This window comes from Pseudomonas sp. PSKL.D1 (assembly GCF_028898945.1).
Taxonomy (GTDB): Bacteria; Pseudomonadota; Gammaproteobacteria; order Pseudomonadales; family Pseudomonadaceae; genus Aquipseudomonas.
The window spans coordinates 4,304,925-4,328,344 of the sequence record NZ_CP118607.1 but is presented as its reverse complement, the minus strand read 5'-3'; the positions used below and the strand labels follow the sequence as shown (position 1 = coordinate 4,328,344).

28 protein-coding genes are annotated in these 23,420 nt (G+C 57.3%); 10 read left to right on the top strand and 18 right to left on the bottom strand.

Annotation, left to right across the window (positions count from 1 at the left end; translation table 11 throughout):
* Positions 1-11 precede the first annotated feature (11 nt).
* Positions 12-935 carry a LysR family transcriptional regulator gene (locus PVV54_RS19210; RefSeq protein WP_274906761.1) on the bottom strand — a complete coding sequence of 308 codons (924 nt, stop codon included), beginning with the start codon at positions 933-935 and terminating at the stop codon, positions 12-14.
* A 48-nt stretch (positions 936-983) separates the two neighbouring features.
* On the opposite strand from PVV54_RS19210, the gene PVV54_RS19205 reads away from it, so the two are divergent.
* Both PVV54_RS19205 and PVV54_RS19200 read left to right on the top strand, forming a co-directional pair.
* On the top strand, positions 984-1,298 hold the full coding sequence (locus PVV54_RS19205; RefSeq protein WP_274906760.1) for a 3-phosphoglycerate kinase: 315 nt from the start codon (positions 984-986) through the stop codon (positions 1,296-1,298).
* A gap of 110 nt (positions 1,299-1,408) precedes the next feature.
* Positions 1,409-2,008, top strand: a complete 600-nt coding sequence (locus PVV54_RS19200; protein ID WP_274906759.1) for an FMN-dependent NADH-azoreductase — start codon at positions 1,409-1,411, stop codon at positions 2,006-2,008.
* Between the two features lie 110 nt (positions 2,009-2,118).
* Here PVV54_RS19200 and PVV54_RS19195 read toward each other — a convergent pair whose 3' ends face one another.
* Positions 2,119-3,078 (bottom strand): phosphotransferase, encoded by a 960-nt coding sequence (locus tag PVV54_RS19195; protein WP_274906758.1) that lies wholly within the window; start codon positions 3,076-3,078, stop codon positions 2,119-2,121.
* 222 nt (positions 3,079-3,300) lie between these two features.
* On the opposite strand from PVV54_RS19195, the gene PVV54_RS19190 reads away from it, so the two are divergent.
* The gene (locus PVV54_RS19190; protein WP_274906757.1) at positions 3,301-3,675 is read left to right on the top strand and encodes a hypothetical protein; all 375 of its coding nucleotides are present in this window, start codon (positions 3,301-3,303) and stop codon (positions 3,673-3,675) included.
* Positions 3,676-3,966: 291 nt separating this feature from the next.
* A complete protein-coding gene (locus PVV54_RS19185) occupies positions 3,967-4,371 on the top strand; it encodes a helix-turn-helix domain-containing protein (protein ID WP_274906756.1) in 405 nt (134 codons plus the stop codon).
* Between the two features lie 66 nt (positions 4,372-4,437).
* Here PVV54_RS19185 and PVV54_RS19180 read toward each other — a convergent pair whose 3' ends face one another.
* Both PVV54_RS19180 and PVV54_RS19175 read right to left on the bottom strand, forming a co-directional pair.
* On the bottom strand, positions 4,438-4,710 hold the full coding sequence (locus tag PVV54_RS19180) for a DUF3077 domain-containing protein (RefSeq protein WP_274906755.1): 273 nt from the start codon (positions 4,708-4,710) through the stop codon (positions 4,438-4,440).
* Between the two features lie 14 nt (positions 4,711-4,724).
* A complete protein-coding gene (locus PVV54_RS19175) occupies positions 4,725-5,006 on the bottom strand; it encodes a hypothetical protein (protein WP_274906754.1) in 282 nt (93 codons plus the stop codon).
* Between the two features lie 524 nt (positions 5,007-5,530).
* Here PVV54_RS19175 and PVV54_RS19170 point away from each other — a divergent pair.
* Complete coding sequence (locus tag PVV54_RS19170) at positions 5,531-5,767, top strand: cold shock domain-containing protein (protein ID WP_274906753.1); 237 nt, start codon at positions 5,531-5,533, stop codon at positions 5,765-5,767.
* Positions 5,749-5,967: a hypothetical protein gene (locus PVV54_RS19165; RefSeq protein ID WP_274906752.1), complete on the top strand. Its 219-nt coding sequence runs from the start codon at positions 5,749-5,751 to the stop codon at positions 5,965-5,967. Before PVV54_RS19170 ends, PVV54_RS19165 begins: the two co-directional genes overlap by 19 nt.
* 24 nt (positions 5,968-5,991) lie before the next feature.
* Here PVV54_RS19165 and PVV54_RS19160 read toward each other — a convergent pair whose 3' ends face one another.
* Positions 5,992-6,264 (bottom strand): DUF3077 domain-containing protein, encoded by a 273-nt coding sequence (locus PVV54_RS19160; RefSeq protein ID WP_274906751.1) that lies wholly within the window; start codon positions 6,262-6,264, stop codon positions 5,992-5,994.
* A gap of 14 nt (positions 6,265-6,278) precedes the next feature.
* Positions 6,279-6,560: a hypothetical protein gene (locus PVV54_RS19155; RefSeq protein WP_274906750.1), complete on the bottom strand. Its 282-nt coding sequence runs from the start codon at positions 6,558-6,560 to the stop codon at positions 6,279-6,281.
* 748 nt (positions 6,561-7,308) lie between these two features.
* Between PVV54_RS19155 and PVV54_RS19150 the strand changes: the two genes are divergently transcribed.
* Positions 7,309-8,241 carry a KpsF/GutQ family sugar-phosphate isomerase gene (locus tag PVV54_RS19150; RefSeq protein WP_274906749.1) on the top strand — a complete coding sequence of 311 codons (933 nt, stop codon included), beginning with the start codon at positions 7,309-7,311 and terminating at the stop codon, positions 8,239-8,241.
* 45 nt (positions 8,242-8,286) lie between these two features.
* On the opposite strand, the gene PVV54_RS19145 is transcribed toward PVV54_RS19150, so the two are convergent.
* The 10 genes from PVV54_RS19145 to PVV54_RS19100 form a co-directional block, all read right to left on the bottom strand.
* On the bottom strand, positions 8,287-8,757 hold the full coding sequence (locus PVV54_RS19145) for a hypothetical protein (protein ID WP_274906748.1): 471 nt from the start codon (positions 8,755-8,757) through the stop codon (positions 8,287-8,289).
* Between the two features lie 3 nt (positions 8,758-8,760).
* Positions 8,761-9,057, bottom strand: coding sequence for a hypothetical protein (locus PVV54_RS19140; RefSeq protein ID WP_274906747.1), 297 nt, complete (start codon positions 9,055-9,057; stop codon positions 8,761-8,763).
* A 237-nt stretch (positions 9,058-9,294) separates the two neighbouring features.
* Entirely contained in the window at positions 9,295-10,581 is a 1,287-nt protein-coding gene (gene kdsB / locus PVV54_RS19135; protein WP_274906746.1) for a 3-deoxy-manno-octulosonate cytidylyltransferase, read from the bottom strand.
* 24 nt (positions 10,582-10,605) lie between these two features.
* Positions 10,606-11,445, bottom strand: a complete 840-nt coding sequence (gene kdsA, locus PVV54_RS19130) for a 3-deoxy-8-phosphooctulonate synthase (RefSeq protein ID WP_274906745.1) — start codon at positions 11,443-11,445, stop codon at positions 10,606-10,608.
* 43 nt (positions 11,446-11,488) lie between these two features.
* Positions 11,489-12,112 carry an acyltransferase gene (locus tag PVV54_RS19125; protein ID WP_274906744.1) on the bottom strand — a complete coding sequence of 208 codons (624 nt, stop codon included), beginning with the start codon at positions 12,110-12,112 and terminating at the stop codon, positions 11,489-11,491.
* Positions 12,113-12,164: 52 nt separating this feature from the next.
* Positions 12,165-15,536 (bottom strand): HAD-IA family hydrolase, encoded by a 3,372-nt coding sequence (locus PVV54_RS19120; RefSeq protein WP_274906743.1) that lies wholly within the window; start codon positions 15,534-15,536, stop codon positions 12,165-12,167.
* Positions 15,537-15,612: 76 nt separating this feature from the next.
* The gene (locus tag PVV54_RS19115; protein ID WP_274906742.1) at positions 15,613-16,704 is read right to left on the bottom strand and encodes a polysaccharide biosynthesis/export family protein; all 1,092 of its coding nucleotides are present in this window, start codon (positions 16,702-16,704) and stop codon (positions 15,613-15,615) included.
* Entirely contained in the window at positions 16,697-17,803 is a 1,107-nt protein-coding gene (locus PVV54_RS19110; RefSeq protein ID WP_274906741.1) for an ABC transporter permease, read from the bottom strand. The genes PVV54_RS19115 and PVV54_RS19110 overlap by 8 nt, the downstream gene beginning before the upstream one ends.
* 53 nt (positions 17,804-17,856) lie before the next feature.
* A complete protein-coding gene (locus tag PVV54_RS19105; RefSeq protein ID WP_274906740.1) occupies positions 17,857-18,510 on the bottom strand; it encodes an ABC transporter ATP-binding protein in 654 nt (217 codons plus the stop codon).
* Positions 18,511-18,523: 13 nt separating this feature from the next.
* On the bottom strand, positions 18,524-19,315 hold the full coding sequence (locus PVV54_RS19100) for an ABC transporter permease (RefSeq protein WP_274906739.1): 792 nt from the start codon (positions 19,313-19,315) through the stop codon (positions 18,524-18,526).
* Positions 19,316-19,824: 509 nt separating this feature from the next.
* Here PVV54_RS19100 and PVV54_RS19095 point away from each other — a divergent pair.
* Positions 19,825-20,148, top strand: a complete 324-nt coding sequence (locus tag PVV54_RS19095) for a ComEA family DNA-binding protein (RefSeq protein WP_274906738.1) — start codon at positions 19,825-19,827, stop codon at positions 20,146-20,148.
* Positions 20,149-20,196: 48 nt separating this feature from the next.
* Here PVV54_RS19095 and PVV54_RS19090 read toward each other — a convergent pair whose 3' ends face one another.
* Positions 20,197-20,364 (bottom strand): DUF2897 family protein, encoded by a 168-nt coding sequence (locus PVV54_RS19090; protein WP_003252762.1) that lies wholly within the window; start codon positions 20,362-20,364, stop codon positions 20,197-20,199.
* A gap of 139 nt (positions 20,365-20,503) precedes the next feature.
* Here PVV54_RS19090 and pyrF point away from each other — a divergent pair, with 139 nt between their 5' ends.
* Positions 20,504-21,205 carry an orotidine-5'-phosphate decarboxylase gene (pyrF, locus tag PVV54_RS19085; protein WP_274906737.1) on the top strand — a complete coding sequence of 234 codons (702 nt, stop codon included), beginning with the start codon at positions 20,504-20,506 and terminating at the stop codon, positions 21,203-21,205.
* A gap of 118 nt (positions 21,206-21,323) precedes the next feature.
* Positions 21,324-22,520, top strand: a complete 1,197-nt coding sequence (locus PVV54_RS19080; RefSeq protein WP_274906736.1) for an O-antigen ligase family protein — start codon at positions 21,324-21,326, stop codon at positions 22,518-22,520.
* Here PVV54_RS19080 and PVV54_RS19075 read toward each other — a convergent pair.
* Positions 22,517-23,407, bottom strand: coding sequence for a glycosyltransferase family 2 protein (locus PVV54_RS19075; protein WP_274906735.1), 891 nt, complete (start codon positions 23,405-23,407; stop codon positions 22,517-22,519). The genes PVV54_RS19080 and PVV54_RS19075 overlap by 4 nt on opposite strands.
* Positions 23,408-23,420: the final 13 nt, after the last annotated feature.

Genomic DNA, 23,420 nt, shown 5'->3' with positions numbered 1-23,420 from the left:
GCGCGGTCCTCTCAGGCTTGTGGGGGGGCTGCGAAGGGCACGTCCAGCGGCGCGGTGTCAAAATTGCGCAGCAGGTCGATGAGGATCTGTGTGGCCGGGCCCAGGGTCTTCTCTTTGCTCGAATAAAGGTAGAACAGTGGGTGGCGGCTGCCACCCTGGTCCAGCGGCAGGGGCTTGAGCACGCCTTCGCGCAGCTCGCGTTCGATCATGTGCCGGGGCAGCCAGGCAAAGCCCAGGCCACTGCTGACAAAGGTGGTGGCGGTGCCCAGGCTGCCGACGGTCCAGCGCTGTTCGGCACCTAGCCAGCCCACGTCGCGGGGCTGCGAGCGGCCCGAGTCGCGGATGACCACTTGCAACTGGCTTTCCAGGTCCTGAAAGGTCAGCTCCCGGCCCAGGCGGTGCAGGCTGTGCTCGGGGTGGGCCACGGCGACGAACTCCACTGCGCTCAGCTCGGTGCCCAGGTAGCCGCCGATGCTGTAGCTGCTGATGGCAAGGTCGGCAATGCCTTCGTGCATCACCTCTTCCACGCCTGACAACACCTCTTCACGCAGGCGCACCCGGCAACCCCGGCTTTGCGGCATGAACGCCGCCAGGGCGCGCACCAGGCGGGCGCTGGGGTAGGCGGCATCGACCACCACGCGCACCTCGGCCTCCCAGCCTTGCTCCATGTGGTGGGCCAGGTCTTCCAGCTGGCTGGCTTGCTTCACCAGGTGCCGCGAGCGGCGCAGCAGCACGTTGCCGGCTTCGGTGAGCACCGCCTTGCGCCCGTCGATGCGCAGCAGCGGCACGCCCAGTTGCTCCTGCATGCGCGCCACCGTGTAGCTGACCGATGACTGCGACCGGTGCAAGGCCTCGGCAGCCTGGGCAAACCCCCCGTGATCGACCACTGCCTGCAGGGTTCGCCACTGATCCAGGGTTACGCGCGGCGCTTTCATCTTTGGCTCCTGTTGTCCTAAGCTGCGCTCTTTCAAGGAGAGCGCCCCATGAAGAAATGTTGTGCGGCAATACTGATGTGCCTGCCCCTAGGGGCCATGGCTTACCCCATCGATGTGGAGAAGGAACTGACCGGGGTCAAGCTGGACTACAACGCTTACGACACGTCCTACGATATTGGTGCCATTACCCTGAACAACTACGGGCAAGTGCCGGCGGCCTGCAAGGTCACATTCCGCAACGGCCCCGAAGCACCACGGGTACGCCGGGTGAATGTGCCGGCGGGCAAGAGCGTAGACGTAACCGCCAAATTCAACCGGCAGATCCTCAAGCTGCGCATCGCGCTGGACTGCAAAGCGGAATAAAACGGATTAATCGATAGATTGAACCCACTTTTTACGCTTTTTTATCGATAGGTCAAGCCTTAATCTCACCTCCATCGAATCGCAACCCTTTTTGCCGATGGAGGCACCCCATGTCCCGCGTACTGATCATCGAAAGCAGCGCCCGCCAGCAGGATTCCGTTTCCCGTCAACTGACCCGTGACTTTATCCAGCAGTGGCAAGCGGCGCACCCGGCCGATGAAATCACCGTGCGCGACCTGGCGGTAAACCCGGTGCCTCACCTGGATGCCGACCTGCTGGGTGGCTGGATGAAGCCCGAAGAGCAGCGCAGCGCCGCCGAGCTTGAAGCGCTGGCACGTTCCAACGAATTGACTGATGAATTGCTGGCTGCCGACGTGCTGGTGATGGCAGCGCCGATGTACAACTTCACCATCCCCAGCACCCTCAAGGCCTGGCTGGACCACGTGCTGCGTGCCGGCATCACCTTCAAGTACACCCCAACCGGCCCGCAAGGCCTGCTGGCCGGCAAGCGCGCCATCGTGCTGACTGCCCGTGGCGGCATCCACGCCGGTGCCAGCAGCGACCACCAGGAACCGTACCTGCGCCAGGTGATGGCCTTTATCGGCATTCACGATGTGAACTTCATCCACGCCGAAGGCCTGAACATGAGCGGTGACTTTTTCGAGAAGGGCCTGAACCAGGCCAAGGCCAAGCTGGCGGCAGTGGCCTGAGCGTCAAAGCATTCCCAACCCTGACACCTGTTTGTTGCTCCTTTGGGTGTGTGTGCCCGGCCTTTGCGGCCGGGCTTTTTTTTGCCTGGCCAGGCGCCTGCCGGGTGGCGCTAGGTATTCGCCAACTCCAGCAAATACTCGTATTTTTCGCGCAGCAACCCCATCCGCTCCCGCTCGCGGTATTCCGCAACCGTTTCCGGCCGCAAGCAGTGGTACAGCGCCGTCAGCAAAAACACGTAGCGCAAATTGCCCAGCGCCTGTTCGCCATCAAACTGCGGCCCCAGCGCCTCGCGGTACGCCGTTACAAACTCCTGCTGCGCCGCCAGGAACACCGCCGTGTCCTTGCGCCGGAACAAACTGCCCAGGTACGCGCCACCGTCAAACCCGACCCGCCCGACCTTCACCTCGCTCCAGTCGATAAGGTGCAGTTGCCCCTTGTCGACGAACAGGTTTTTGCGCAGGTAATCCATATGGCTGATGCACCGCGGGCTGCGTTTGGCCTCGGCGGCCAGTTTGCGGGTTAACGGCCCGAACACCGCAAACCGCTCCGCCAACCCGGCAAAGCGCGCGTCTTGGCGCCCAAGCTGCGCCAGCCCCGGCAGGCACCGGGCAAAGTTGAAGCGCGGGCGCAGTAAAAACCACGGCCGGAAGAAGTCCATGCTCCACAAAAGCGGCGCCTTGCCCGCCGGCTGCGCCTGCAGCCAGGCATGCCCAAGCCCTTCCAGCTCGGCGATGCCCAGCGCCAGTTGCCGGGCAATGGCATGCATGCGCGGCGGCTTGCCGCGCACGAATTCGGTGAAGATCAAACTTTCCCAGGGCGTTTCTACCACCCCAAGGCACGCCGGGTAACGGAATTGCGTGCTGCCCGCCAGCAACCCTTCGGCCCGGTGAAAACGCGCCTCCTGGCTACCCAGAAAGGCCACCTTGCGAATCGACTTTTCCACCACCTCCACCGGCTGCCCGGTGCTCGGGCAGGTGAAGCGGTGATGGCGCACGTAATTCACGAACGAGGCATTGGACGCCAAGTCCTGGCTGCTGATATCCAGCGCCTGACCGGCCCATTGGGGCATCAGCGCGTGCAGGTGGTGTGCGAGTGGGGCCCGTTGCCAGCGGTAGAGCGTTTTGCTCGTAGCGGGCGGGCTGGAAGGGGCAGTCATGGCATCCGAACGGGCAGCAGCCGTGTGTCCATTTTTAGCTGTGGGGGAGGGGTATGCTGCGGGATAGCTTGCTGATGTACAACGAAAAATTGCACCCTATAGGGAACAAGGCCCTTCTTGGCATGAGGTAGCAGCGTGAATGGCATCCACCCAGGGCTGATTGCAGGGCTGATCATCGTACCCATGGTGATAGCCCTGATCGTGCAAGCCTATGTGGCGCACAAGTACACCGAGCGCTTTGAAGCGTTGCTGGCTAATTGCGCCTTCGTGACCGGCAACAAAACTACTTTTCAGTACGCCGGTTTGATGGGCAAGGTGATGCGCACGGGCTTGATCTCCATGGTGTTGGCCATGCCCGGTGTGTTCATGCGCAGAGGCTTGATTGACCTGGACGAAGTAAAACGCTTCCCGCCCCGGTTGAAACGGTTACTGGTAACCCAGTTGGTCATTCACATCTTGTTGTTCGCTGCGCTCATCATTTCCCACTACGCCCAGCCCGCTAACATCTAACTGGCCAAACCGCCTATCTCGCTGAGAGCCTCGGCCGCTCCTACAGACGCATCGTGAAATCACATTTGTTCTATGAGTGCGGGTCCACCGCAACGTTGGACAGCCGCGACGGGCACAGGTCGGTAACAACTGGTCGTCAGCGTGCGACACTTGCCCGCCTTGTATCCGAATTTTCAATCACCCGAGATCAACTGTAGCCTTTGCTAAATTGCAAAAACGAATCAAGGAGCTTGCATGCGCATGGTGACAGACAAGCGCATCGTGGAAGTGGTGGCCAAGTGAGGATTGAATATGAGTACTCTGGTAAAAACTGCCATCGACCACTGGGCCTTCGTGGCGCCTCTGCTCAGCCCGCCAAAAGATGAGGCTGCCTACGACAAGCTGGTGGCTACGCTCGACGAGCTGCAAGAGATTACCGGTTATGACGAAGGGCACCCGCTGGATGGCTTGGTGCAGTGCATGGCCAACCTGATCAGCGACTTCGATAAGAAGCACTTTCCCATCCCCGAGGCCTCCGGTATTGGGGTGCTGCGTTCCCTGATGGATGAGCACGGGGTCAGCCAGCGCGACCTGCCCGAGGTCGGTAGCCAGTCGACCGTCTCCCAGCTGCTGTCGGGCAAGCGCAAACTCAACGTTCGCCAGATCCGGGCGCTGGCGGACCGCTTCGGTGTCAATCCTGATGTGTTCCTTGGCTGACGCCTGATCGCCGCCGCGATGCGCCGCGCAAGCGGCGCCCATGCAGCAAACACCAATGCAGGCGCTTTACCCTGTTTTCATCCCCAACTCCGCATCATCCAGCAACGCCTTGGCCATCGCGCTTAAATAATGCGAAGCCCAGAGCAATTGCTGGTCTTCTTCCATTACCCCGGTCAAGATCATGTCCCGCACATACCCCAGCAATTCCGAGGCCTGTTCCCGCGCATGCTGGCAAGGGATGCCCGGCGCAATGCAAAACAGCGGCTGGCTCATCCCCGGCCCTTGGTAAAACTGGGTTTTGCCGACAGTGGTGGCAGGTATGTCCTCGTCAGTAATCATGTTGCCACCCCCGTTCATTGCAGTTCGGTAGTCCGCTGCACCGCCATCTCCAGCGCATCCACCTGCCCCCAGGCAATCTGGATGGCACGCAGGCCGCTCATCAGCGTTTCGGGTGCGCTTTCTTCGTTCAGATGATGCAGGGCCATGCGGCAATCGCTGTAGGCGAACATCAGGTAGTGGGCGGCGTTGGCCAGCACGTGCTCCATCGGCACGATGCCTTCGCTGATGGCGTTGGAGAGGGATTTACCGGTGGGTAGTTCGAAAAGGTGAGGGGGATCGGGGACGATCTTTTTCATAGTTGGCACCATATTGATTAAGTGCCACCCATCCGTTTCCACACATTAGGGTGACAGCTGCACACGGGGTGGAAAACCAGGCATATGGCAAACCCGGTAGGCCAGAAGGCCTCCCGCGTACAGCTGTCATATCGACGGCAACCATATGTACTGCACAAGGTTTCCACACCCCGATCGCTGAACCACCAGCGACCCGGAAATCCTAGAGGCCTGGCTTCCCCGTAACAATCAGACGCCTATCGACAGACGCCGTAGGATATTTCCCTGCCATCGATACCTCCACCCCAAGCCTGTAGGAAACGTCTGAGGCCATCGCAGGAATCCTCGCCAATAACTCAACCCCATCTCGTGTAGGAGCGGCTTCAGCCGCGATCACCGGCAAAGCCGGTGCCACCCCCGCGTTGCACTACAGGCCGCAGTTCGACGTTCCCATAAACACGCCCGCGTTAGTCAACCTGATAAAAATGCCAGTTTCGCGGTTATTCACACTTGGCGAAGATAGGCCAGAAGGAGCACCAACCGAGGTGGAAATCGTGGCTAACGGGCAAGTAAAAATGTTTGATGCCGCCAAAGGCTTTGGATTTATCGCACCGAGCGAAGGTTACGAAGATATCTTCGTGCAATACACCGCCATCCAGATAGAACCCAGGGTTCTGAAGCCAGGGCAGTGGGTGTGTTTTGAGATAGTGCCTTGGTACAAAGGCCTGCAAGCAGCAGACGTCCGCAATGCCCAGGTGCACGCATGCCTATCGGAACGGTGAAGTACTTCGATGAAGTAAAACATTGTGGCTCGATCAGCGTGCCACACGGCAAAGAACTGTGGGTGCTGCCCATGGGCCTCAGGTCTGGCACACGGACGCTGAAGGTTGGGCAGCAAGTGCATTACGAACCCAAGGTGGGCATAACCGGCGAGTTAGAAGCCACGGACGTTGTGGTCATTCAGCCGAAGGGCTTGGTGTAGGAGCGCCCCAAGCAGCAAACACCATTACCCTTTCTTCATCCCCAACTCAGCATCATCCAGCAACGCCTTGGCCATCGCGCTCAAATAATGTGAAGCCCAGAGCAACTGCGGGTCTTCTTCCATTACCCCGGTCAAGATCATGTCCCGCACATACCCCAGCAATTCCGAGGCCTGTTCCCGCGCATGCTGGCAAGGGATGCCCGGCGCAATGCAAAACAGCGGCTGGCTAAGCCCCGGCCCTTGGTAAAACTGGGTTTTGCCAACAGTGGTGGCGGGTTTGTTTTCGTCATTACTCATGTTGCCACCCCTGTTCATTGCAGTTCGGTAGTCCGCTGCACTGCCATCTCCAGCGCATCCACCTGCCCCCAGGCAATCTGGATGGCGCGCAGGCCGCTCATCAGCGTTTCGGGGGCGCTTTCTTCGTTCAAATGATGCAGGGCCGCGCGGCAGTCGCTGTAGGCGAACATCAGGTAGTGGGCGGCGTTGGCCAGCACGTGCTCCATCGGAACGATGCCTTCGCTGATGGCGTTGGAGAGGGATTTACCGGTGGGTAATTCGAAAAGGTGAGGGGGATCGGGGACGATCTTTTTCATAGCAACTCCTGAACGCTTATGCACGCCACCCCTCCGTTCCACAGGAAGGGTGGCAGCGGTACGCGGGGTGGAAACCCGAGTGCATTCAGGAAAACTCGGTAGGCACGAGGCCTCCCGCGTACAGCCGCCATTAACGACAGAATCCAAAATGCTTGTACGGGTTTCCACACCCGATCGCTGAACCACCAGCGACCTGCAAAAGCCTAAAGGGCGGGCTTCCCCGGAACAATCAGACGCCTGTCGACAGATGCCGTAGGATATTTCCCTGCAATCGTTACCTCCACCCCAGACTTGTAGGAAATGTCCGAGGATCACGCAGGAATACTCACCGAGCGGCATCGCCGCGCCCCCTGTAGGAAATTACCCAGCCCATCCGGGCTGCGCTGTCGCAGAAAGAACTGGGGCCGCATGTGTGTCGCGCATCCTGTGGGAGCGGCCTTGTGTCGCGAAAGGGCTGCAAAGCAGCCCCGAAATGTCGGCACAAAAGCATAAATTGCCGGGGCTGCTTCGCAGCCCTTTCGCGACACAAGGCCGCTCCCACATGTCCCCTGCTAGTTCAATACGTTATGTGCAGTTCCATGAGAGCGGATTCATCCGCGATCACCTGCAAAGCCGGTGCCACACCCAAGGCCCCGTCCAAAACCCACCGGTCACAAACCGCCCAAACCCACCCACCACCGCTTTGCTTCACCACCCAAAAACCGTAACATTCGCCGCTTCGCATTTATTGCTGTCGTCAGGGACGAAAATGAATCACCTCACCATCGCCAAAGAAGCCCTAATCGCCCAGGCACAGGCCGTAACCCACCTCGCCGACCGCCTCGACGGCGAGTTCCAGAGCGCTGTAGAACTCATCCTCGGCTGCCAAGGCCGCACCGTCGTTTGCGGCATGGGCAAATCCGGCCTCATCGGCCAGAAGATGGTTGCCACCTTCGCCTCCACCGGCACCCCAAGCTTCTTCCTGCACCCCGCCGAAGCCTTCCACGGCGACCTCGGCATGCTCAAGCCCATCGACGTGCTGATTCTCATCAGCTACAGCGGCGAAACCGAAGAGCTGATCAAGCTCATCCCAAGCCTGCGCTCGTTCGGCAACAAAATCATCGCCATGACCGGCAACGGCAAGTCCACGCTGGCCAAGCACGCAGACATCTGGCTGGACATCTCGGTAGAGCGCGAGGTCTGCCCGAACAACCTGGCACCTACCACCTCCACCCTGGCCACCATGGCCATGGGCGACGCACTGGCCGTAGCGCTGATCGAAGCCATCCAGTTCAAACCCATGGACTTCGCACGCTACCACCCCGGCGGCAGCCTCGGCCGCAAACTGCTCACCCGCGTGCGTGACGTGATGCACTCGCCGGCGCCTGTGGTTTCGCCGAGCACCAGCTTCCATGATTGCCTGCTGGTGATGACCCGCAGCCGCTTGGGCCTGACGGTGGTGATGGATGACGACAAACTGGTTGGCATCGTGACCGACGGTGACCTGCGCCGTGCTTTGGTGGATAACAAAGCGGTGGTGGGTGAGACGGTTGCGCAGTTTATGACGGCTACGCCGCATACCATTCTGGAAGACGCGCAGCTTTCGGAGGCTGAGGCTTATATGCTCGATAACAAGATTCGGGCGTTGGCGGTGACGGATGCTGACGGGGCTGTGGTCGGGGTGGTCGAGATTTTCGACTGATTCACTGAAGAGCCAAATGGCCAAGGCTGGTCCAAACGCTACTGCTCAGCGTCTGGACCGGCTGGCTTTGACGAAAGCATAGGGCAATACGTTATCCGGGCATGCCGTATACAACGGATCAAGCAGCCTCGAATCATTCGTCAATATCGTGAAATCACTGGCGAGAATTGTTAGCGACGTATCGGTAATCCCGTAGCGTAGGAAAATTGACGGAGCGCAGTCTTTATCAATGTCGCAATCTAGTTTCTTGAAGCTTCTGAATAATGCTCTGGCAATGTCCAGTGCTGCTTCATAAGCACGGCCACTGAGATCGATAAGATTGGAGACTTCAGTGGCAATGTAGGGTGTGATGTAGATGTCGTTGAAGCCTTTCATCACTTCGGTAATGTTTTGAAAGTCGGACTCGGTGTAAGCATTAAGTCTGCCTGAGCGCTTTATGTGCCTACCACCTTCTACAGCGCCAATCACCAGTAGCAGCAGTAGGTTGGTATCGACTATCAGCTTGCCATTGCTCATGGGTCAGGCCTCTTTCTGGCTTTTGAAACCTTTGAAGCTTCCCGATTGGCTGTCTACAAGAAACACCTTGTATTCTTTGCGTTTGCTCAACAAATCGGCGAGCGTTCTAAGGTTGCTTTCCTTGAAGCCGCTGGCGATAGGGTTATCATTCGAAGTGTTCAAGTCATAGCTGAAAGTGATTTCGTACTGTTTCGCATCATCAGAAATTATCGCGCCCTCCAGCTCAATATTAATTGCGCTTCTTACGAGCTTTGTCACGTTCTCCCTGGCCACTCCTATGGCCTCTTCAAATTGAATCATGGGATGCTCCCGTTTACTGAGTGATATCGAAGGCCATACATTAAGGGTGTGAGTGTGCCTTGTCACCTGTTAGAGGGCTGCTGTTTGAGCTTCAATTGTGAGCATATTTTCCAAGGTGCAAAATTATCCGAAATGGCTTGCGGCTTGCCGGAAATACCCTATAAAAAACCGGCCAAGTGGTATCACTTGGCCGGCTGCGGGGCATTCCAACCCGAACATGGTCGGGGTGTAGGCAAGCTACTGCGCCATCTTCGCCATCACTTTGGCGTAGCCCGCAGCGCTACCCAGCACCGCCTCCTTACCTTGGGCAACCAGAATGGCATCAGCCACCTCGCGGAACGCTCCAGTGCCACCTGCAGACGTCAGGGTTTGCGTCGCAGCCGCCTTGACGTAAACCGGCGCATCCGCCACGGCAAACGCCATCCCGCAAGCCGCAAATGCAGGCAGGTCGATACAGTCGTCGCCAATGCAGGCCGTTTGCTCCGCCGTAACCCCAGCCTCGGCCATCAGTTGGTTACACGCCGCAAGCTTGTCCTTCACACCAAACTGGCAAAGCGTGACACCCAGGTCCGCCACACGCTTGCGCAGGGTCGCCGAATCCCGCCCGGACAGCACCGCCACCCGCACGCCATTCTCTTCCAGCAAGCGCATGCCCATGCCGTCACGCACATGGAAGCGCTTGAGGCATTCACCGGTCGCGTCGTAGTAGATGCCGCCATCAGTCAGCACGCCATCCACATCGGTAATCACCAAGCAAATGTCCGCCAGCGTTGGCTTCGGCGCAGGGGTTTGGCCAGTCATCAGCGCACGCACTTGCTCCAGGCACTCTGGTGTATCAACACCCGGGCCAGTTGGCTCGACTACGTAGGCGCGGATGCAGTAACCCGCCGCCATCAGGCGCAGTTGCTCCAGCTTCTCGGCATGCTCCATCATCGGCTGCGGCAGGTTGGCGTACTCGGCCAGCACTTCGCGGCGGTAGGCGTACACGCCCACATGCTTGAGGTAAGTGGCCGCTTCACTGTCGCGAGGGTAGGGGATGGGCGAGCGGCTGAAGTACAGGGCATTGCCATTGCCCGCCAGCACCACTTTCACGGTGTTGGGGTTGGTTGCTTCGTGCGCGTCGATGGGGTGGCACAGGGTGCCCACATTGACGCTGGCATCCGCCAGCATGCCGGCTGCCAGTGCTTCGATATCGGCAGGGCGCACCAGCGGTTCATCACCTTGCAGGTTGATGTAGATGTCCGCCTCAACCTGCGCCATCACTTCTGCAAGGCGGTCGGTGCCGGAAGGGTGGTTTGGCGAGGTCATCACGCATACACCACCAAAACCCTTCACTGCCTCGGCAACGCGTTCATCATCGGTGGCGACAACCACCACCTGTGCGTTACCCACTTGAAGCGCACGCTCGTAAACGTGCTGCACCATTGGCTTGCCAGCAATATCGGCCAGCGGTTTACCCGGCAGGCGGGTAGAGCCGAAGCGTGCCGGAATGACGATTGCGACCCGTTGTTCAGAAGCTGCCATGTTCACGGTCCTTGATGCCAAAACTTACGAAATCACCAGCGGCTGGAAGCCTTTGACCAGGTCGTCCAGCGCTTTGATCTGGGCCAAAAACGGCTCCAGCTTGTCCAGCGGCAGGGCGCTTGGGCCGTCGCACTTGGCTTGGTCCGGGTTGGGGTGGGCTTCCAGGAACAGGCCAGCCAAACCAACGGCCATGCCGGCGCGGGCCAGGTCGACCACTTGCTCGCGGCGGCCACCGGAGGCAGCGCCGGACGGGTCGCGGTTTTGCAGGGCGTGGGTGACGTCGAAGATGATCGGCAGGTTGTTGCAGGTTTTTTTCATCACGCCAAAGCCGAGCATGTCGACCACGAGGTTGTCGTAGCCCATGCAGGTGCCGCGGTCGCACAGAATCAGCTGGTCGTTACCGGCTTCGTTGAACTTGTGCACGATGTTTTGCATTTGCGACGGGCTGAGGAACTGCGGCTTCTTGATGTTCACCGGCTTGCCGGTTTTGGCCAGGGCTACGACCAGGTCGGTCTGGCGGGCCAGGAAGGCGGGCAACTGCAGCACGTCGACCACTTCGGCCACCGGGGCGCACTGGTGGATTTCGTGCACGTCGGTGATGATCGGGACGCCGAAGGTGGCTTTAACCTTTTCGAAGATGCGCAGGCCTTCTTCCATGCCCGGGCCACGGTAGGAGTGGATGGACGAGCGGTTGGCCTTGTCGAAGCTGGCCTTGAACACGTAGGGGATGCCCAGTTTCTGGGTGACGCGCACGTATTCTTCGCAGGCCTTGAGGGCGAGGTCTTCGGACTCGAGCACGTTGATGCCGCCGAACAGGACGAAGGGGGTGGAGTTGGAGCACTGAATTTCTGGAGTGATTTTCAAAAAGCTGCTGCCTACAAATTTAATAAGCGAAATCTATTAGCGTTTACTGTTCCCAGTAAATGCCTTGCCGTATTACTCGACCACCGATTCCACCAATAATGCAGTTGGGTTCTTCGAATTTTTTGGTGATAACTGCGCGAGTGCCCACTACACATCCGTCAGGAATGGCGGCATTTTTTCCAATAAAAACACCTTGGCCGACCCAAACATGGTTTCCGATAGTTACCGGGGATTTAGGGGAGTTGATTTGTTCTTTCGTAGCTGCGTCAAAAATCTTGTGTGCGTCCGAAGAGCGGATTTTAATTTCGTTGGAGAAGAGGCAGTCATTGCCAATGACTATGTCTTCATCTCTGCAGTTTATAAATGCACCGTTGATGGTGCAATTGCTGCCAATGGTTACCGTTCTATTTGTTCCAATTATTCCGATGTTTAACGCGCCATTAAGCTTGCAGTTATCCCCAATTATAAGCTTGTTTCCTATGCCCTGGATTGAGACTTTTAAAAGTCGGATATTGCAGTTGTCGCCAATCTGGACGAGGTTGTTATCTCCGCCGCTGCCATTATGGAATTTTTTGAACTCCACTGCGCAATCAACATGGATTTTAGATGAGGATCCAACGGAGATTGAGTTATTTTCGATGCCGGTGATTTTTGAAAAGCTACTCATCGCTACCTCGAGCGGGAGAGAATTCACTCTCCCGATTAGTAAGGTTTAATTATTATGAGAAGAATGGCGTGGAATATCTTCCGTATTTTCTGACGAGGGGCTTTTTAGCGTCCTCAAAGAATTTTTTTCGATCTCGAATATACTTCTCTACTTTTTTCGTGGAGCAAGTTTTTAGGATGATTCGTGATTCAATCGGGTGAATCAGCCAAGTGACCAGATTTCGTTTAGTCGGCCGCAATGCTTTTCTGTCTATGCCGACTTCGTTCTGCAGGGTGTCGGTCGTGGCGATTTTGGATGTAGCCGCTTTCGGAGCTGCGGAATTTGTGACTCCAGCGTTTGACGTGCTCGGCCCTTTTAAACGCTGAATAGCTCTTAAGCCCTCAGGCCAGACACAAACCTTACCAATATTAGGGGCAGCTCTGTCCTCCCGCATTGGAACTACAAAGCGCTCTAAGTTCGGTGCGATAGGGTCGTGGAAGCGTAGCCCCTCAAGAATGAGTGCATCATCGATTGTAGGGGACTTCAACCAGTAATCAAAAATTCGTGTGGCAGATTCTGGCTCGATTTTTAAAGCCGAAATATCTGAGGTTTCAAGTTTAAGGTTGTAGGCAAATGCTTCAATGCCGCCGTGTACTTGAGTGATGAGTCGGTCGCGTACTTCATCTTTGTCGCCGTCATCAAATACAGGCTCAAGCTGAGAGTTGTTTTCTTTGATGCAGACAAACGATCCATGAGACGCGCAGAACAAAGACTCATAGATGAACCTATGAGTTTGAATGCCATGGGCGGTTCCATTAGCAGGGGAAAGGTTGGTTACGTACCCTTTCATGCTGGATACATCTAGCGCTTCATTTCTTGCTGTGGAAAAAGTGGCGAAATATAGACCGAGGAAGTCCTTTCCTGTGATGCGCTGGAGGGCCGCCTGCATAGAGCCTGCATATCCAATATCTACCAATGCGCAAGACTTAGAGGCGCTAACGCCGTTGTCATTCAGATAGCGAATATAGTTTTCTCGTTCGGTCTTTGCAGCTAGCAAAATATCGTTTGCCAGGAAAGTTAAGAGATCCTGAATTGCACTTTTGTCTGATTTGGCACCGATTGGGTGAGACTCATCAGTGAAGCCAAACTGTTGAAGTGTTTCTGCGATAACGGACCCTTCTACTAGCCCGAACCTGCTCCATAGGTATTGACCGATCGTTGTGGCGTAAATGTGCTTGCTGGCAATTTCGTAGATGTCTGCAAGACAATATATTGAGGAAACCCTTGCGGCACGTCTCGATGCATAGATGTAGTGCGATTTAGGAGCGTCCAGTTGGTCTGAGAATAGCGTGTCGTAAACTTTTTTCGCGATCAAACCATCGCGGGACAAGAAGTAAATGTCGGAGATTCCGGCAGACTTCGCTTGAGAATAAATCCAAGTTGCAAAGCCTGTAATAGCAGGGCCCATGCCGACGAAGCCGAGGTTAAAAGCGCTTCCGCTGAACAGCGTTTTAGGTTTTACTTCTGTTGCGGAATTGTCATAAAACTTTCTCGCAATTTTTGAGAAAAGTATACAGTCAAACTCGGTCTTAGAGCTTTTCAATTCTTGAATAAAATGCGTATAACCTGCTGCTTTTTCAAGGTTCACGCTTGACCTAGGGAGCAGAATGCTATTGAGGCCTTTTTCTGCTGCTGATTTCAGGTCTCCGTGAGGATTGTCACCGATGTGGACTACATCGCTGCGCCCGACCTTTAGATCAGTAATGACGTGGTCAAAAAGTTCGCCTTCATGTTTTCTGAGTCCATAATCAGATGACACATAGACTTTAGTGAGTCCTGTATATCCGCTTTTGTCTAGCAGTGAGCAGATAAATTGATGGTCATGTGTCATGTCAGACACTGCAATTATTTCTTTGCCCATTTTTTGAGCATACTTGTACATCCTCCAGCCAGCATCTCGTCTAGTGCTGATCTGGAACTCATGCGCCAACTCCAGCTTGAGAAGATCGTCTCGCTCGCTGTCTGTCAGGTCATAGGTGCGTTGCAACTCGACATAGACTTCGGCGGTGGTGACTTCTTGAGCGCCTGTCAATAGTCGCTTGGCTTCTCTGACCTTCGTTTCAGTGGAGATTCGATTGTTTCGGAAGTTTCTTACTTTACCGTTGGTTACTTTGCGCGCATCATTTTCAGCGAACGCGAAAACATCAGTCGGGAAGTAGTACTTACGAGTGATTAGCGTATCGAAAATATCGAACGATACTACGCTGGCCTTATCGATTGCTGCGCGCCAGTCGGTGGCCGCAGCAATCGACTTGATAGGGGTTACATTATTTTTTTTTTCGTAGAGGGCACCTACGGTCTGCTTCAAGCTTTCTAGTTTGTCAATATTTCTGTATCCCCAGTAGAACGATAGCATATCCCGGATTTTATCTTTGCTATCGTTGTACTCGGTTTTTTCTACAGAATTTACACTGAGCACTGGGGAAAGGATATCAGCCCAGAAGTGTGCAAACATGAATGCTTGGAATATAGATGAGTAGCAGTCTTCTTCATTGCCGATTTTGATTACGGGTCTAAAGTAGAATTCAGTGTTTTTTGAAAAATACTTCGCTTCATGAACAACCGACGAAGAGATTGATGCTACGGTTTTAATTTCGTCAGATGCGAGCAGGAAGTATGTAGGTGCCTCAGTGATTGTAACGTTGTTGTATCTTTGAATGAATGAAATGACTTCTTCATCGCCAGATTTAACGAAAGGGTGTCTGCTGTAGTAGACGTGATCATGTGTGCTGCAGAGCTCAGAGAATTTCTCTTTGAAATCTAAAAGCGAAAGCATACGGCCGTTAAGAGAAATGGCCTTGTCATACAGCGTTTGCCCTACAAACAATGCAGAGTTGTCTTGCAGGTCAAGCTTGGCGCGTCTGAAGCCACGATAGTTTTGAACGCGAAGTCGATCAGCATACGAGTAGTATGTGTTCTCGCTCATGTTGAAGCTTTTGAGCGAAGAGTTTATTGCTTCATTATTGGAGAAGAAGGCAAAGAGCACATCATCCAAGTAGCGAACTGGGTGGAGCCAAATATCTATGTAAGTGATATTTGCGCGATCGAGAACTGTGCGAGTGGCATGCGAGAGTTCGTAGCCAATTACAAGCGTTTGTTCCGAAATAAATTCTTTGAGGTAGCTAATGGACTGGTCGCTGACAATTTCAGCGTTATAGTCAAACTGCATTTCGCTAGGGTCAAACTGAATGCCGGACTCATCAAAAAATCGGCTTCTGACAAAGCCATTTTTTTCTGAGATCGCACTCTTAAACTCTTGGCCATTCAGGCCAGTCGCTTGTTGAAGTGGACGTTTGAGAATGTCGATGAACCAGCGAATATTGTTTGACTGTTCGCTTTCCTTGGTGGCGAGGAAATCGGCGGTCAGATAAATTTGGTTTAGCACCTGGAAGTCCCTGCAGCTTCTGGCCAGCCTCATGTAGGAGGCTGGCTAATCCGTTGAATACTCAGTGAGTAATTGATCAGTTATAAGCGCCAGTGGCGCGACCAAGCAACATCGTCTGTACAATCGGCGAAATAACCTTCTGCCACTCATACACCGCCGCGTTGGTCACATAAATCGTGTCATCCGGCTTAACCGCAATCTGCCGCGCATAGAAAATCGCCGCCGGATCACGCATGTTCAGCCGCAGCACAGTAGGCTTGCCATTAGCCGCATCCGCCATGCGGAACACAAACACCCCTTCAGGGTTCGCATTCTGCTCACGCAACCCACCTACGCTACCCAGCGCATCCAGCAGGCTGGTGTTCTGGCTCGGCAGGTCTTTCAACCCAGGCTCACCCACAGCCCCCATCGCCACAAACCGCTGACGCGCACGGTCCAGCACCACTTCGGAGTTCGGGCGCAGCACCATGTTGTTGCCGGCCAGCACGTCCTCATAGTTGAACTGCTGCACCTGGCTACCGGTACGCACGGTCACGTTCACCAGGTGCGGCTCCAGCACCGGCCCGCCTGCCTGGTTAACAGCGTCCAGCAGGGTCAGCGGCCCTTGCAGGGTGCTGAAACGGCCCGGGGTTTTCACCGCGCCGGCTACCAGCACCGAGCCAGACAGGTCACCCACCAGCTCTACGTGCGTTTGCACGTCGGTGGTGATGCCTTTGAGCTTGGCGCGGATCATCTGCTCAACCTGGTTCAGCGTCATGCCGGCCACAAACTGGCGGCCCACGTACGGCAGCGAAATCATGCCTTGGGTGTCGACGCGGGTTTTCAGCTGGGTGCCGCCGGTGGCCAGGGGGGCGAACAGGGCGGAGCCTTCTGGCGCGGTGTCGGCAATCAGCACGTTCAGCACGTCACCCGAGGCCAGGCGCACTTCGGCCGATACCGGCTTGGTGACGGTGGCCAGGGCAGGGCGGGCTGCACCGAACATGTACGGGGCAATGGTGGTGGCGTTGATGTCGACGAGGTTGTACGCCTCGTTCTTGCTCTCGATCTCGCCCTTGTACGGGCCGGCACCGGACAGGGTGCCGCCGCAGCCGGCCAGGCCCAGGGTGGCCAGGGCCAGTGCGGCCAGTTTGAGGTTGACGCGTTTGGACACAGCCAGGGATTTAATCACGATGATCCTCGATCGAAGCCAGAATGAAGCGGGTGATGCCGTACAGCATCAGCAGGCCCAGCAAAATGGTTGCCAGGTTGTACCAACGCTCTGGGTACAGGGCCAGTTGCGGGGTGTTGGGGCTAACCACGGTGACCAGCGTGCGGATTTTTTTGCTCGCTTCGATGCGGGCGTTGTCCAGCGCGGCCACGGCGGTTTTGTAGGTTTCTTCGGCAATGCCGGCGTCCAGGGTGAGCTGCTGGTAGCGCGAGGCAACCACGTTCAGCTGCGAACCTTGCGGCGACGACACCAGCAGGCGTTTTTCTTTGGCCAGCTGTTGGGTAATGGCCTCTACCTTTTGCTTTTGCTGGCGCACTTGTGGTGCATCGGCGCGCAGCTTGAAGCTGATTTCGGTCAGGGCGGCCTGCTCTTTGGTGTACTGGCCTTCAAGGTCGGCAATGATGGTGGCGCGGCTTTGCGCGGTGTTGCCGCCGTCCAGTACCTTGTTGTCGTTCTGGAAGGTCAGCAGCTGGGTTTTGCGCTTGGCGTAGTTCTGGCGGGCGTTTTCCAGTTCGCCTTGGGCAAACTTCATTTGCTCGCGGGCAATGTTGTGGCTCACTTCGTTCACGAAGTGCTCACTGGCCTGCAGGATTACGCGCAAAATCTGCTCGGAAAGCTCCGGGGTAAAGGCTTGCACCTCTACACGCAGCAGGCCGGTGGTTTCGTCGTAGTGGGCGCTGACCATGCGCTGGTAGTACTCAAGCAGGTCTTCGCGCGGGGCGTCTTTGTCCAGCCAGAAGAACACGTCGCTGCGCTGGGCGGCGTATTGCTCAATCCAGTGCAGTTTGTTTTCCAGCAGCAGCATCATGTCCATCGACGTGATGTATTCGCGCAGGTACAGGGTTTCTTCACGCGAGGCGGGGTTGGCGCCGGTCAGCAGGGTGGCCAGGCCGGGCACCTGGGCGCCCTGGTTGTTGCCGTCCTGGCGCACCACCACCTGGGCGGAGCTTACAAAACGGTCAACGGCAAACACGCCGTAGTAAACGCCCGCCAGGATCATTGGCAGGACCACCATGGCCAACGCCAGGCGCCAGCCCTTCTTGTTACCCGTACTGCTCATATTGGATGCATCCTTGATGTGGAACGGTGCTGCTGTAAGTGGAAGAGGGTGGGTCAGCTGTTGTAGGCCTTGATGCCTTCGGCGACGTCTTCGTACACCTGGATGGCGCCGTCACGCACCAGCAGCACGATGTCGCAGAGTTTTTCGACTTCCGGCATGGAGTGGGTTACCAGCACCACGTTGGACTTTTGCAACTTCTCTTTGAACACGTCGGCGCACTTGCGCTTGAACTGGGCATCACCCACCGACATCACTTCGTCGATGAGGTAGTAATCGAAGTCGAACGCCATGCTCAGGCCAAAGGCCACGCGTGAGCGCATGCCGGAGGAGTAGGTTTTGATGGGTTCGTCGATCCAGTCGCCGATTTCGGCAAATTCCTGCACGTAGCGGATTTTTTCGCGCATGGCCTCGCCGGTGGCGCCGTACACGCGGCACACGAACTTGATGTTGTCGCGCCCTGTCATGCTGCCCTGGAAGCCACCAGCCAAACCCACCGGCCACGAGATGCTGCGGTCGGTGACGATGGTGCCGGAGTCGGGCACGTCTGCACCGCCCAGCAGGCGCATGAGGGTGGACTTGCCAGCACCGTTGCGCCCGATAAGGCCGATGTTCTTGCCGGGCGGGATGGCCAGCGACAGGTTGCGGAACACATACCGCCGGCCATTGGGCGTGAGGTACGACTTGGTAACGTTTCTAAGCTCGAACACGGGTGGCCTGCCGTTAACCGTTCTTGGTGGAAATCAGGTGCATCCTGCGGGCGCGGTAGGCACCCAGCGAAAGGAACAGCAGCACCAGGGTGAAGGCGACTACGTAGGTAACGGACACGCCATCGACCGGGGTGTAGTGCGGCAGCACCTCGGCGCGAATCAGCTCGAGGATGTGCAGGAAGGGGTTGAGCAGCAGCACCGGCATCATGGCCTGGGGCAGGTAGGCGGCTGGCATCAGCACGCCCGAAATGAAGTACAGCGGGAAAAACGCCATGCGGATGACGATTTTCAGGCTGGGCAGGGCGTGGGTGACCAGCGCCAGCAGCATGCCCAGGCCGAAGGCGAACAACAGGCCCAGCGCCAGCGTGGCTACCCATTGCAGCGGGCTGTGGATGGACATGTCGAAGCCGTACCAGGCAAAACCGAACACCAGGATGGCGTACACGGTAGCGGCGATGCAGGTTTCGACGATCACCCGGGCCACGTAGGTGTCGAGGGGTTTGATCTGCTTGTAGCCAAACAGCGAGCGGTTTTCGCGCAGGCTGTCCATCAGGCGCAGGGCGGTGTTGCGGTAAAGCAGGAACGGCGCCATGCCCACCAGGATGAACACCGGGTATTCCACGCCCGAAACGGTGCGCCCGCGCAGCAAGCCGAACAGCAACGAGAAGATCAGCAGGTGCACGATGGGTTCGAGCAGCAGCCACACGGCGCCCATGCGGCGGTCGCCGAGGCGGGAGCGGGCTTCACGCAGCACGAGGGCGAAGATGACCGACTTTTGGATCTGGAGGGAGGAACGAGGCTTCAAGATGTTTACCGCAAAGCAAAGCAGCGCGCCTAGGCACGCCGGATTCATCTTCAGGAAAGGCCCGAACCCGTAGGCAATTTGCCCGGGTGTGTTCCGGAGACTTCCATGTTCTAAGGCACGCGAGGTTAAGCGCCGCATGGCATAAGCGTCAAGGCAATACCATGATTCGGGCAGAAAGTTCCTGCCGGTTATGCGGGGGTTTTCGCCGTTGATCGTGTTTCATGTTGGAGTTGGAGCGGGGGTTTTTGTGGGAGATGCCGTATGTCGGGTTTTGGGGGGAAGTGTTGAGAGGGGCACCGCTGTGCGGTGCATCGCGGATAAATCCGCTCCTACCAGGTGGCGCGCATGGCTGTAGGAGCGGATTTATCCGCGATGCGCCGCACAGCGGTGCTCGATCTTTTCAGATTCGGTAACGATTGCGGGGTGGGAAGGTTGGGCCTTAGCGGCTAGCGTGAGGGTGCAGCGACGGAAACCGCTGCAAGCAAACCCAACTCACAGGAGTGACCGTTATGCGCAATACCGTACTCAATTACCTGCTGTTGCCGTTGTTCGCGGGGATTTCGTTTGCCGTGCATGCCACGCCAGAGGCGGTGAAGGAGCCGGTGCCGGTGGTAAGCCAGATGGAGGCAGCGGATGCTCGGCTTAACCTGAACACGGCCGATGCGGCAACCTTGCAGCGGGAGCTCAACGGCATCGGCAAGGCCAAGGCCGAAGCGATCGTGGCTTACCGCGAGGCTCACGGGCCGTTTCAAACGGTGGATGAATTGCTGGAGATAAAGGGGATTGGCAACGCATTACTGGAACGTAACCGCGCCAAGGTGATGGTGGAGTAATCGGGCCGGGCGCCTGTTCGCGGGCAGCGCACCGCCCGCGATCGTGCCTCAACGGTCTTGCGCATCCTTGGCATCGGCCTCGGCGTTACGTTCATGCACCTTGCGCAATTGCTCTTCGGTCAGCGGCAGCTTTTTGGCCGTGTCCCGCAGCATCATCAACCCGCCGACAATCGAGCCGAGGGCTATTATCAGTATCAGCCAGGCATACCAGGGCATTGTCGTTCTCCTTCGGGGTTTGTACACATTTTGAGCAAATGCCGTATCCGTTGGTTCAATTATAGGAGCGGTGCCCAAAGCCTGTGCCACTTCGTTTACAATGCGCGCCGTTTTCGACTTGCCACAGAGACCCTCGCCCATGTCCGCCTGCCAGACGCCCCTGATCGTCGCCCTGGATTTTCCTACCCGTGAAGCCGCCCTGCAACTGGCCGACCAGCTCGACCCTGCCCTGTGCCGGGTAAAGGTGGGCAAGGAGCTGTTCACCAGCAGCGCGTCGGGCATTGTCGAAACCCTGTGCGCCAAGGGCTTCGAGGTGTTTCTGGACCTTAAATTCCACGACATCCCCAACACCACCGCCATGGCGGTTAAGGCCGCGGCCGAAATGGGCGTGTGGATGGTCAACGTGCACTGCTCCGGCGGCCTGCGCATGATGGCGGCGTGCCGTGAAGAGCTGGCCAAGCGCAGCGGCCCGCAGCCGTTGCTGATTGGCGTGACCGTGCTTACCAGCATGGAGCGTGAAGACCTGGCCGGCATTGGCCTGGATGTAGACCCACAAGAGCAGGTGCTGCGCCTGGCGGCACTGGCCCAGAAGGCGGGCATGGACGGGTTGGTGTGCTCGGCCCTGGAGGCACCGGCGCTCAAAGCCGCGCACCCGTCGCTGCAGCTGGTTACCCCAGGCATCCGCCCGGCAGGCAGCGCCCAGGACGATCAGCGCCGTATCCTCACCCCACGCCAGGCTCTGGACGCTGGCTCGGATTACCTGGTAATCGGGCGCCCGATCAGCCAGGCAGCAGACCCTGCCAAGGCACTGGCGGCGGTAGTGGCCGAGATCCAGGGCTGAGCTGTTTCGACGGCTGTCATGCCACTAGGTGCAAATTGGTGATATGAAGAAAGGGCTCGCGGGTTCGATGCGAATTCGCGGGCTGGGGTTGCATGTATTCATTGCCAGAGGGCGTTAGATGTCCGCCGATGTATCCGTAAGGTCTCCGTCACGTCAGGTGGCGCGCGTCATCAACAGCTATATCCTGCCGCTGGGCTGGTTGGTCATCCTCACAGGCATGTTCTGGGCCTGGGACCGTACCCTGTACCACAAGCTGTTTTATGTGTTGCTGGCGGCCCCGACCCTGGTGGCGCTGTTGCTGCAACCCAGAATGCTCAAAGACCTGGCGAACAACCCCTTGTTCATGGCCTTTCTTGTGTTCAGTGCCTACACGATGCTGACCATTGCCTGGTCCGACACTGAAAACTCAGTGGGCAGTTTGCTGAAGCGGCCGTTGTACATCACCATGCTGCTGCTTTCGGCGGGGATCATCGCCCTGCATGCCTCGGTCACCCTTACCCAGTGCGTGCGCCTGGCAGCGTTGGTGGCAGCAACGGCGGCGGGTATTTCGCTCATCTACTTCGTGGCTGTTTTGCTGCCTGCGGGTGCCATGCGCCTGGACGGTTTTGGCGCGTTGTACAACCCATTGCTCACGGCGCATGTGCTGGGGGCGTTCGCGGCGGTGTGGTTGGTGTTCTGGTTTCAGGGCCAGCGTGCGCTGAACCCGGTTGCGCTGGCCTGCCTGTTTGTACTGGGCGCCGCCATTTTGGCAACGGGCTCCAGAACCCCGCTGGTCGGCCTGTCGGCTGCACTGGGATGGTTGCTGATCGTGGGTGATCGCCGGCGTGGTTTGCTTGCTGTCGGCACCATTGCCATTGCAGTGGTTGCCGTGGCGTTGGTCTACCCCGAAGCCATCACCCAGCGTGGCGTGTCCTATCGCCCTGCCATCTGGATGGAATCGCTGCGCCAGATAGGTGAGCACCCTTGGTTTGGCCATGGCTACGACACGGCCATGACGGTGGTGGTACCGGGGATGGAGCGCACACTGGCCGACCCGCACAACATCGAGTTGGGTGTGCTGTATGCAGGTGGGGTTGTTGGTTTGGTGTTGTGGATGGCCTTGTATGGGTTGGCCATGTACTTCTGCTGGGCCTATCGCAAGCACCCGGGTGTGGTGCTTGCGGGTGCCTGGCTGGTCTTCGGTTTTGCCTCGGGCCTTACAGAGGGCAATGCCTTCATGTCACGCCCCAAGGAGCATTGGTTCCTGATCTGGATCCCGATGGCCCTGGTGTATGGCCAATGGTTGGCCCTCGGCAAACGAGGGCAAGCCGTTTAAGAGCTGATCAGCCGCCAGATACCGCGCAAGGTCTTACGGTTCCAGTACTTGAGGGGGATTGCCCCCAGTAATTCCCGGGCCAGGGCTTTGTCGCGGTTGGCGTACTTCAGCATCATGGAGTTACGAAACTTCATGCACACCTGTTCGTACTGCGGGTGGTCCTGGAACACGGCCAGGGTTCGCAGCACGTTATCCACCATGAAACGGCCGTTTTTGAAGGTGTTGGTGGGATGGTCGCGGTATTGCGCCAGCACCTCACCCAGCACATCGATGAAGTAGCCGGCCCGTGCGATCGACAGTTCGATATACACGTCTTCCAGGCGGATGTCGGCATTGAAGCCGCCCACTTTCTCCAGCGCTTCGCGGCGCAGCATCAGGGTTGCAGCCATGGGGCCCGGCTTGCGGTCCAGGAACAAGTCATCGAAGTCCAGGCGGCGGAACGGCAAGTTGCGGCCACGCTGCTCGCGTGCGCCCATCACCTTGCCATCCTGGTCGATGGTTTCGATGTTGGCCGAGCAAACGCCCACTTCGGGCTTGCCGTTCATGTACGCCACCTGGGTGGCAATACGGTGGGGCAGCATGATGTCATCGGAGCCGAACGGCACGATCAGGCTGCCCTTGGCGCGGGCGATCGCGTCATTGAGTGTGCGGGCCAGGCCCTGGTTGGCCTGAAAGTGCAGGTCGAACCCGTGTTGCGCCTGCAGGCGCTTGAGCACGGCGGGGCTATCGTCTTTCGAGCCGTCGTCAATCACCAGCAGTTCGATGTGCTTGTAGGTCTGGTTGAGGACGCTGTTGATGCTGGCCTCGATGTAACGTGCGTGGTTGTAGGATGCGATGATCACTGTTACCAGCGGAGTGTCGGTAACTTCGTGACTCGGAGCAGGCATGGATAACCCCTAG

Bases quoted from the DNA above. Each gene is read 5' to 3' on its own strand.
- PVV54_RS19210 (WP_274906761.1), bottom strand. From the start codon at position 935: ATGAAAGCGCCGCGCGTAACCCTGGATCAGTGGCGAACCCTGCAGGCA.
- PVV54_RS19205 (WP_274906760.1), top strand. From the start codon at position 984: ATGAAGAAATGTTGTGCGGCAATACTGATGTGCCTGCCCCTAGGGGCC.
- PVV54_RS19200 (WP_274906759.1), top strand. From the start codon at position 1,409: ATGTCCCGCGTACTGATCATCGAAAGCAGCGCCCGCCAGCAGGATTCC.
- PVV54_RS19195 (WP_274906758.1), bottom strand. From the start codon at position 3,078: ATGCCCCAATGGGCCGGTCAGGCGCTGGATATCAGCAGCCAGGACTTG.
- PVV54_RS19185 (WP_274906756.1), top strand. From the start codon at position 3,967: ATGAGTACTCTGGTAAAAACTGCCATCGACCACTGGGCCTTCGTGGCG.
- PVV54_RS19180 (WP_274906755.1), bottom strand. From the start codon at position 4,710: ATGATTACTGACGAGGACATACCTGCCACCACTGTCGGCAAAACCCAG.
- PVV54_RS19175 (WP_274906754.1), bottom strand. From the start codon at position 5,006: ATGAAAAAGATCGTCCCCGATCCCCCTCACCTTTTCGAACTACCCACC.
- PVV54_RS19165 (WP_274906752.1), top strand. From the start codon at position 5,749: ATGCCTATCGGAACGGTGAAGTACTTCGATGAAGTAAAACATTGTGGC.
- PVV54_RS19160 (WP_274906751.1), bottom strand. From the start codon at position 6,264: ATGAGTAATGACGAAAACAAACCCGCCACCACTGTTGGCAAAACCCAG.
- PVV54_RS19155 (WP_274906750.1), bottom strand. From the start codon at position 6,560: ATGAAAAAGATCGTCCCCGATCCCCCTCACCTTTTCGAATTACCCACC.
- PVV54_RS19150 (WP_274906749.1), top strand. From the start codon at position 7,309: ATGAATCACCTCACCATCGCCAAAGAAGCCCTAATCGCCCAGGCACAG.
- PVV54_RS19145 (WP_274906748.1), bottom strand. From the start codon at position 8,757: ATGAGCAATGGCAAGCTGATAGTCGATACCAACCTACTGCTGCTACTG.
- PVV54_RS19140 (WP_274906747.1), bottom strand. From the start codon at position 9,057: ATGATTCAATTTGAAGAGGCCATAGGAGTGGCCAGGGAGAACGTGACA.
- kdsB (WP_274906746.1), bottom strand. From the start codon at position 10,581: ATGGCAGCTTCTGAACAACGGGTCGCAATCGTCATTCCGGCACGCTTC.
- PVV54_RS19125 (WP_274906744.1), bottom strand. From the start codon at position 12,112: ATGAGTAGCTTTTCAAAAATCACCGGCATCGAAAATAACTCAATCTCC.
- PVV54_RS19110 (WP_274906741.1), bottom strand. From the start codon at position 17,803: ATGAGCAGTACGGGTAACAAGAAGGGCTGGCGCCTGGCGTTGGCCATG.
- PVV54_RS19095 (WP_274906738.1), top strand. From the start codon at position 19,825: ATGCGCAATACCGTACTCAATTACCTGCTGTTGCCGTTGTTCGCGGGG.
- PVV54_RS19090 (WP_003252762.1), bottom strand. From the start codon at position 20,364: ATGCCCTGGTATGCCTGGCTGATACTGATAATAGCCCTCGGCTCGATT.
- pyrF (WP_274906737.1), top strand. From the start codon at position 20,504: ATGTCCGCCTGCCAGACGCCCCTGATCGTCGCCCTGGATTTTCCTACC.
- PVV54_RS19080 (WP_274906736.1), top strand. From the start codon at position 21,324: ATGTCCGCCGATGTATCCGTAAGGTCTCCGTCACGTCAGGTGGCGCGC.
- PVV54_RS19075 (WP_274906735.1), bottom strand. From the start codon at position 23,407: ATGCCTGCTCCGAGTCACGAAGTTACCGACACTCCGCTGGTAACAGTG.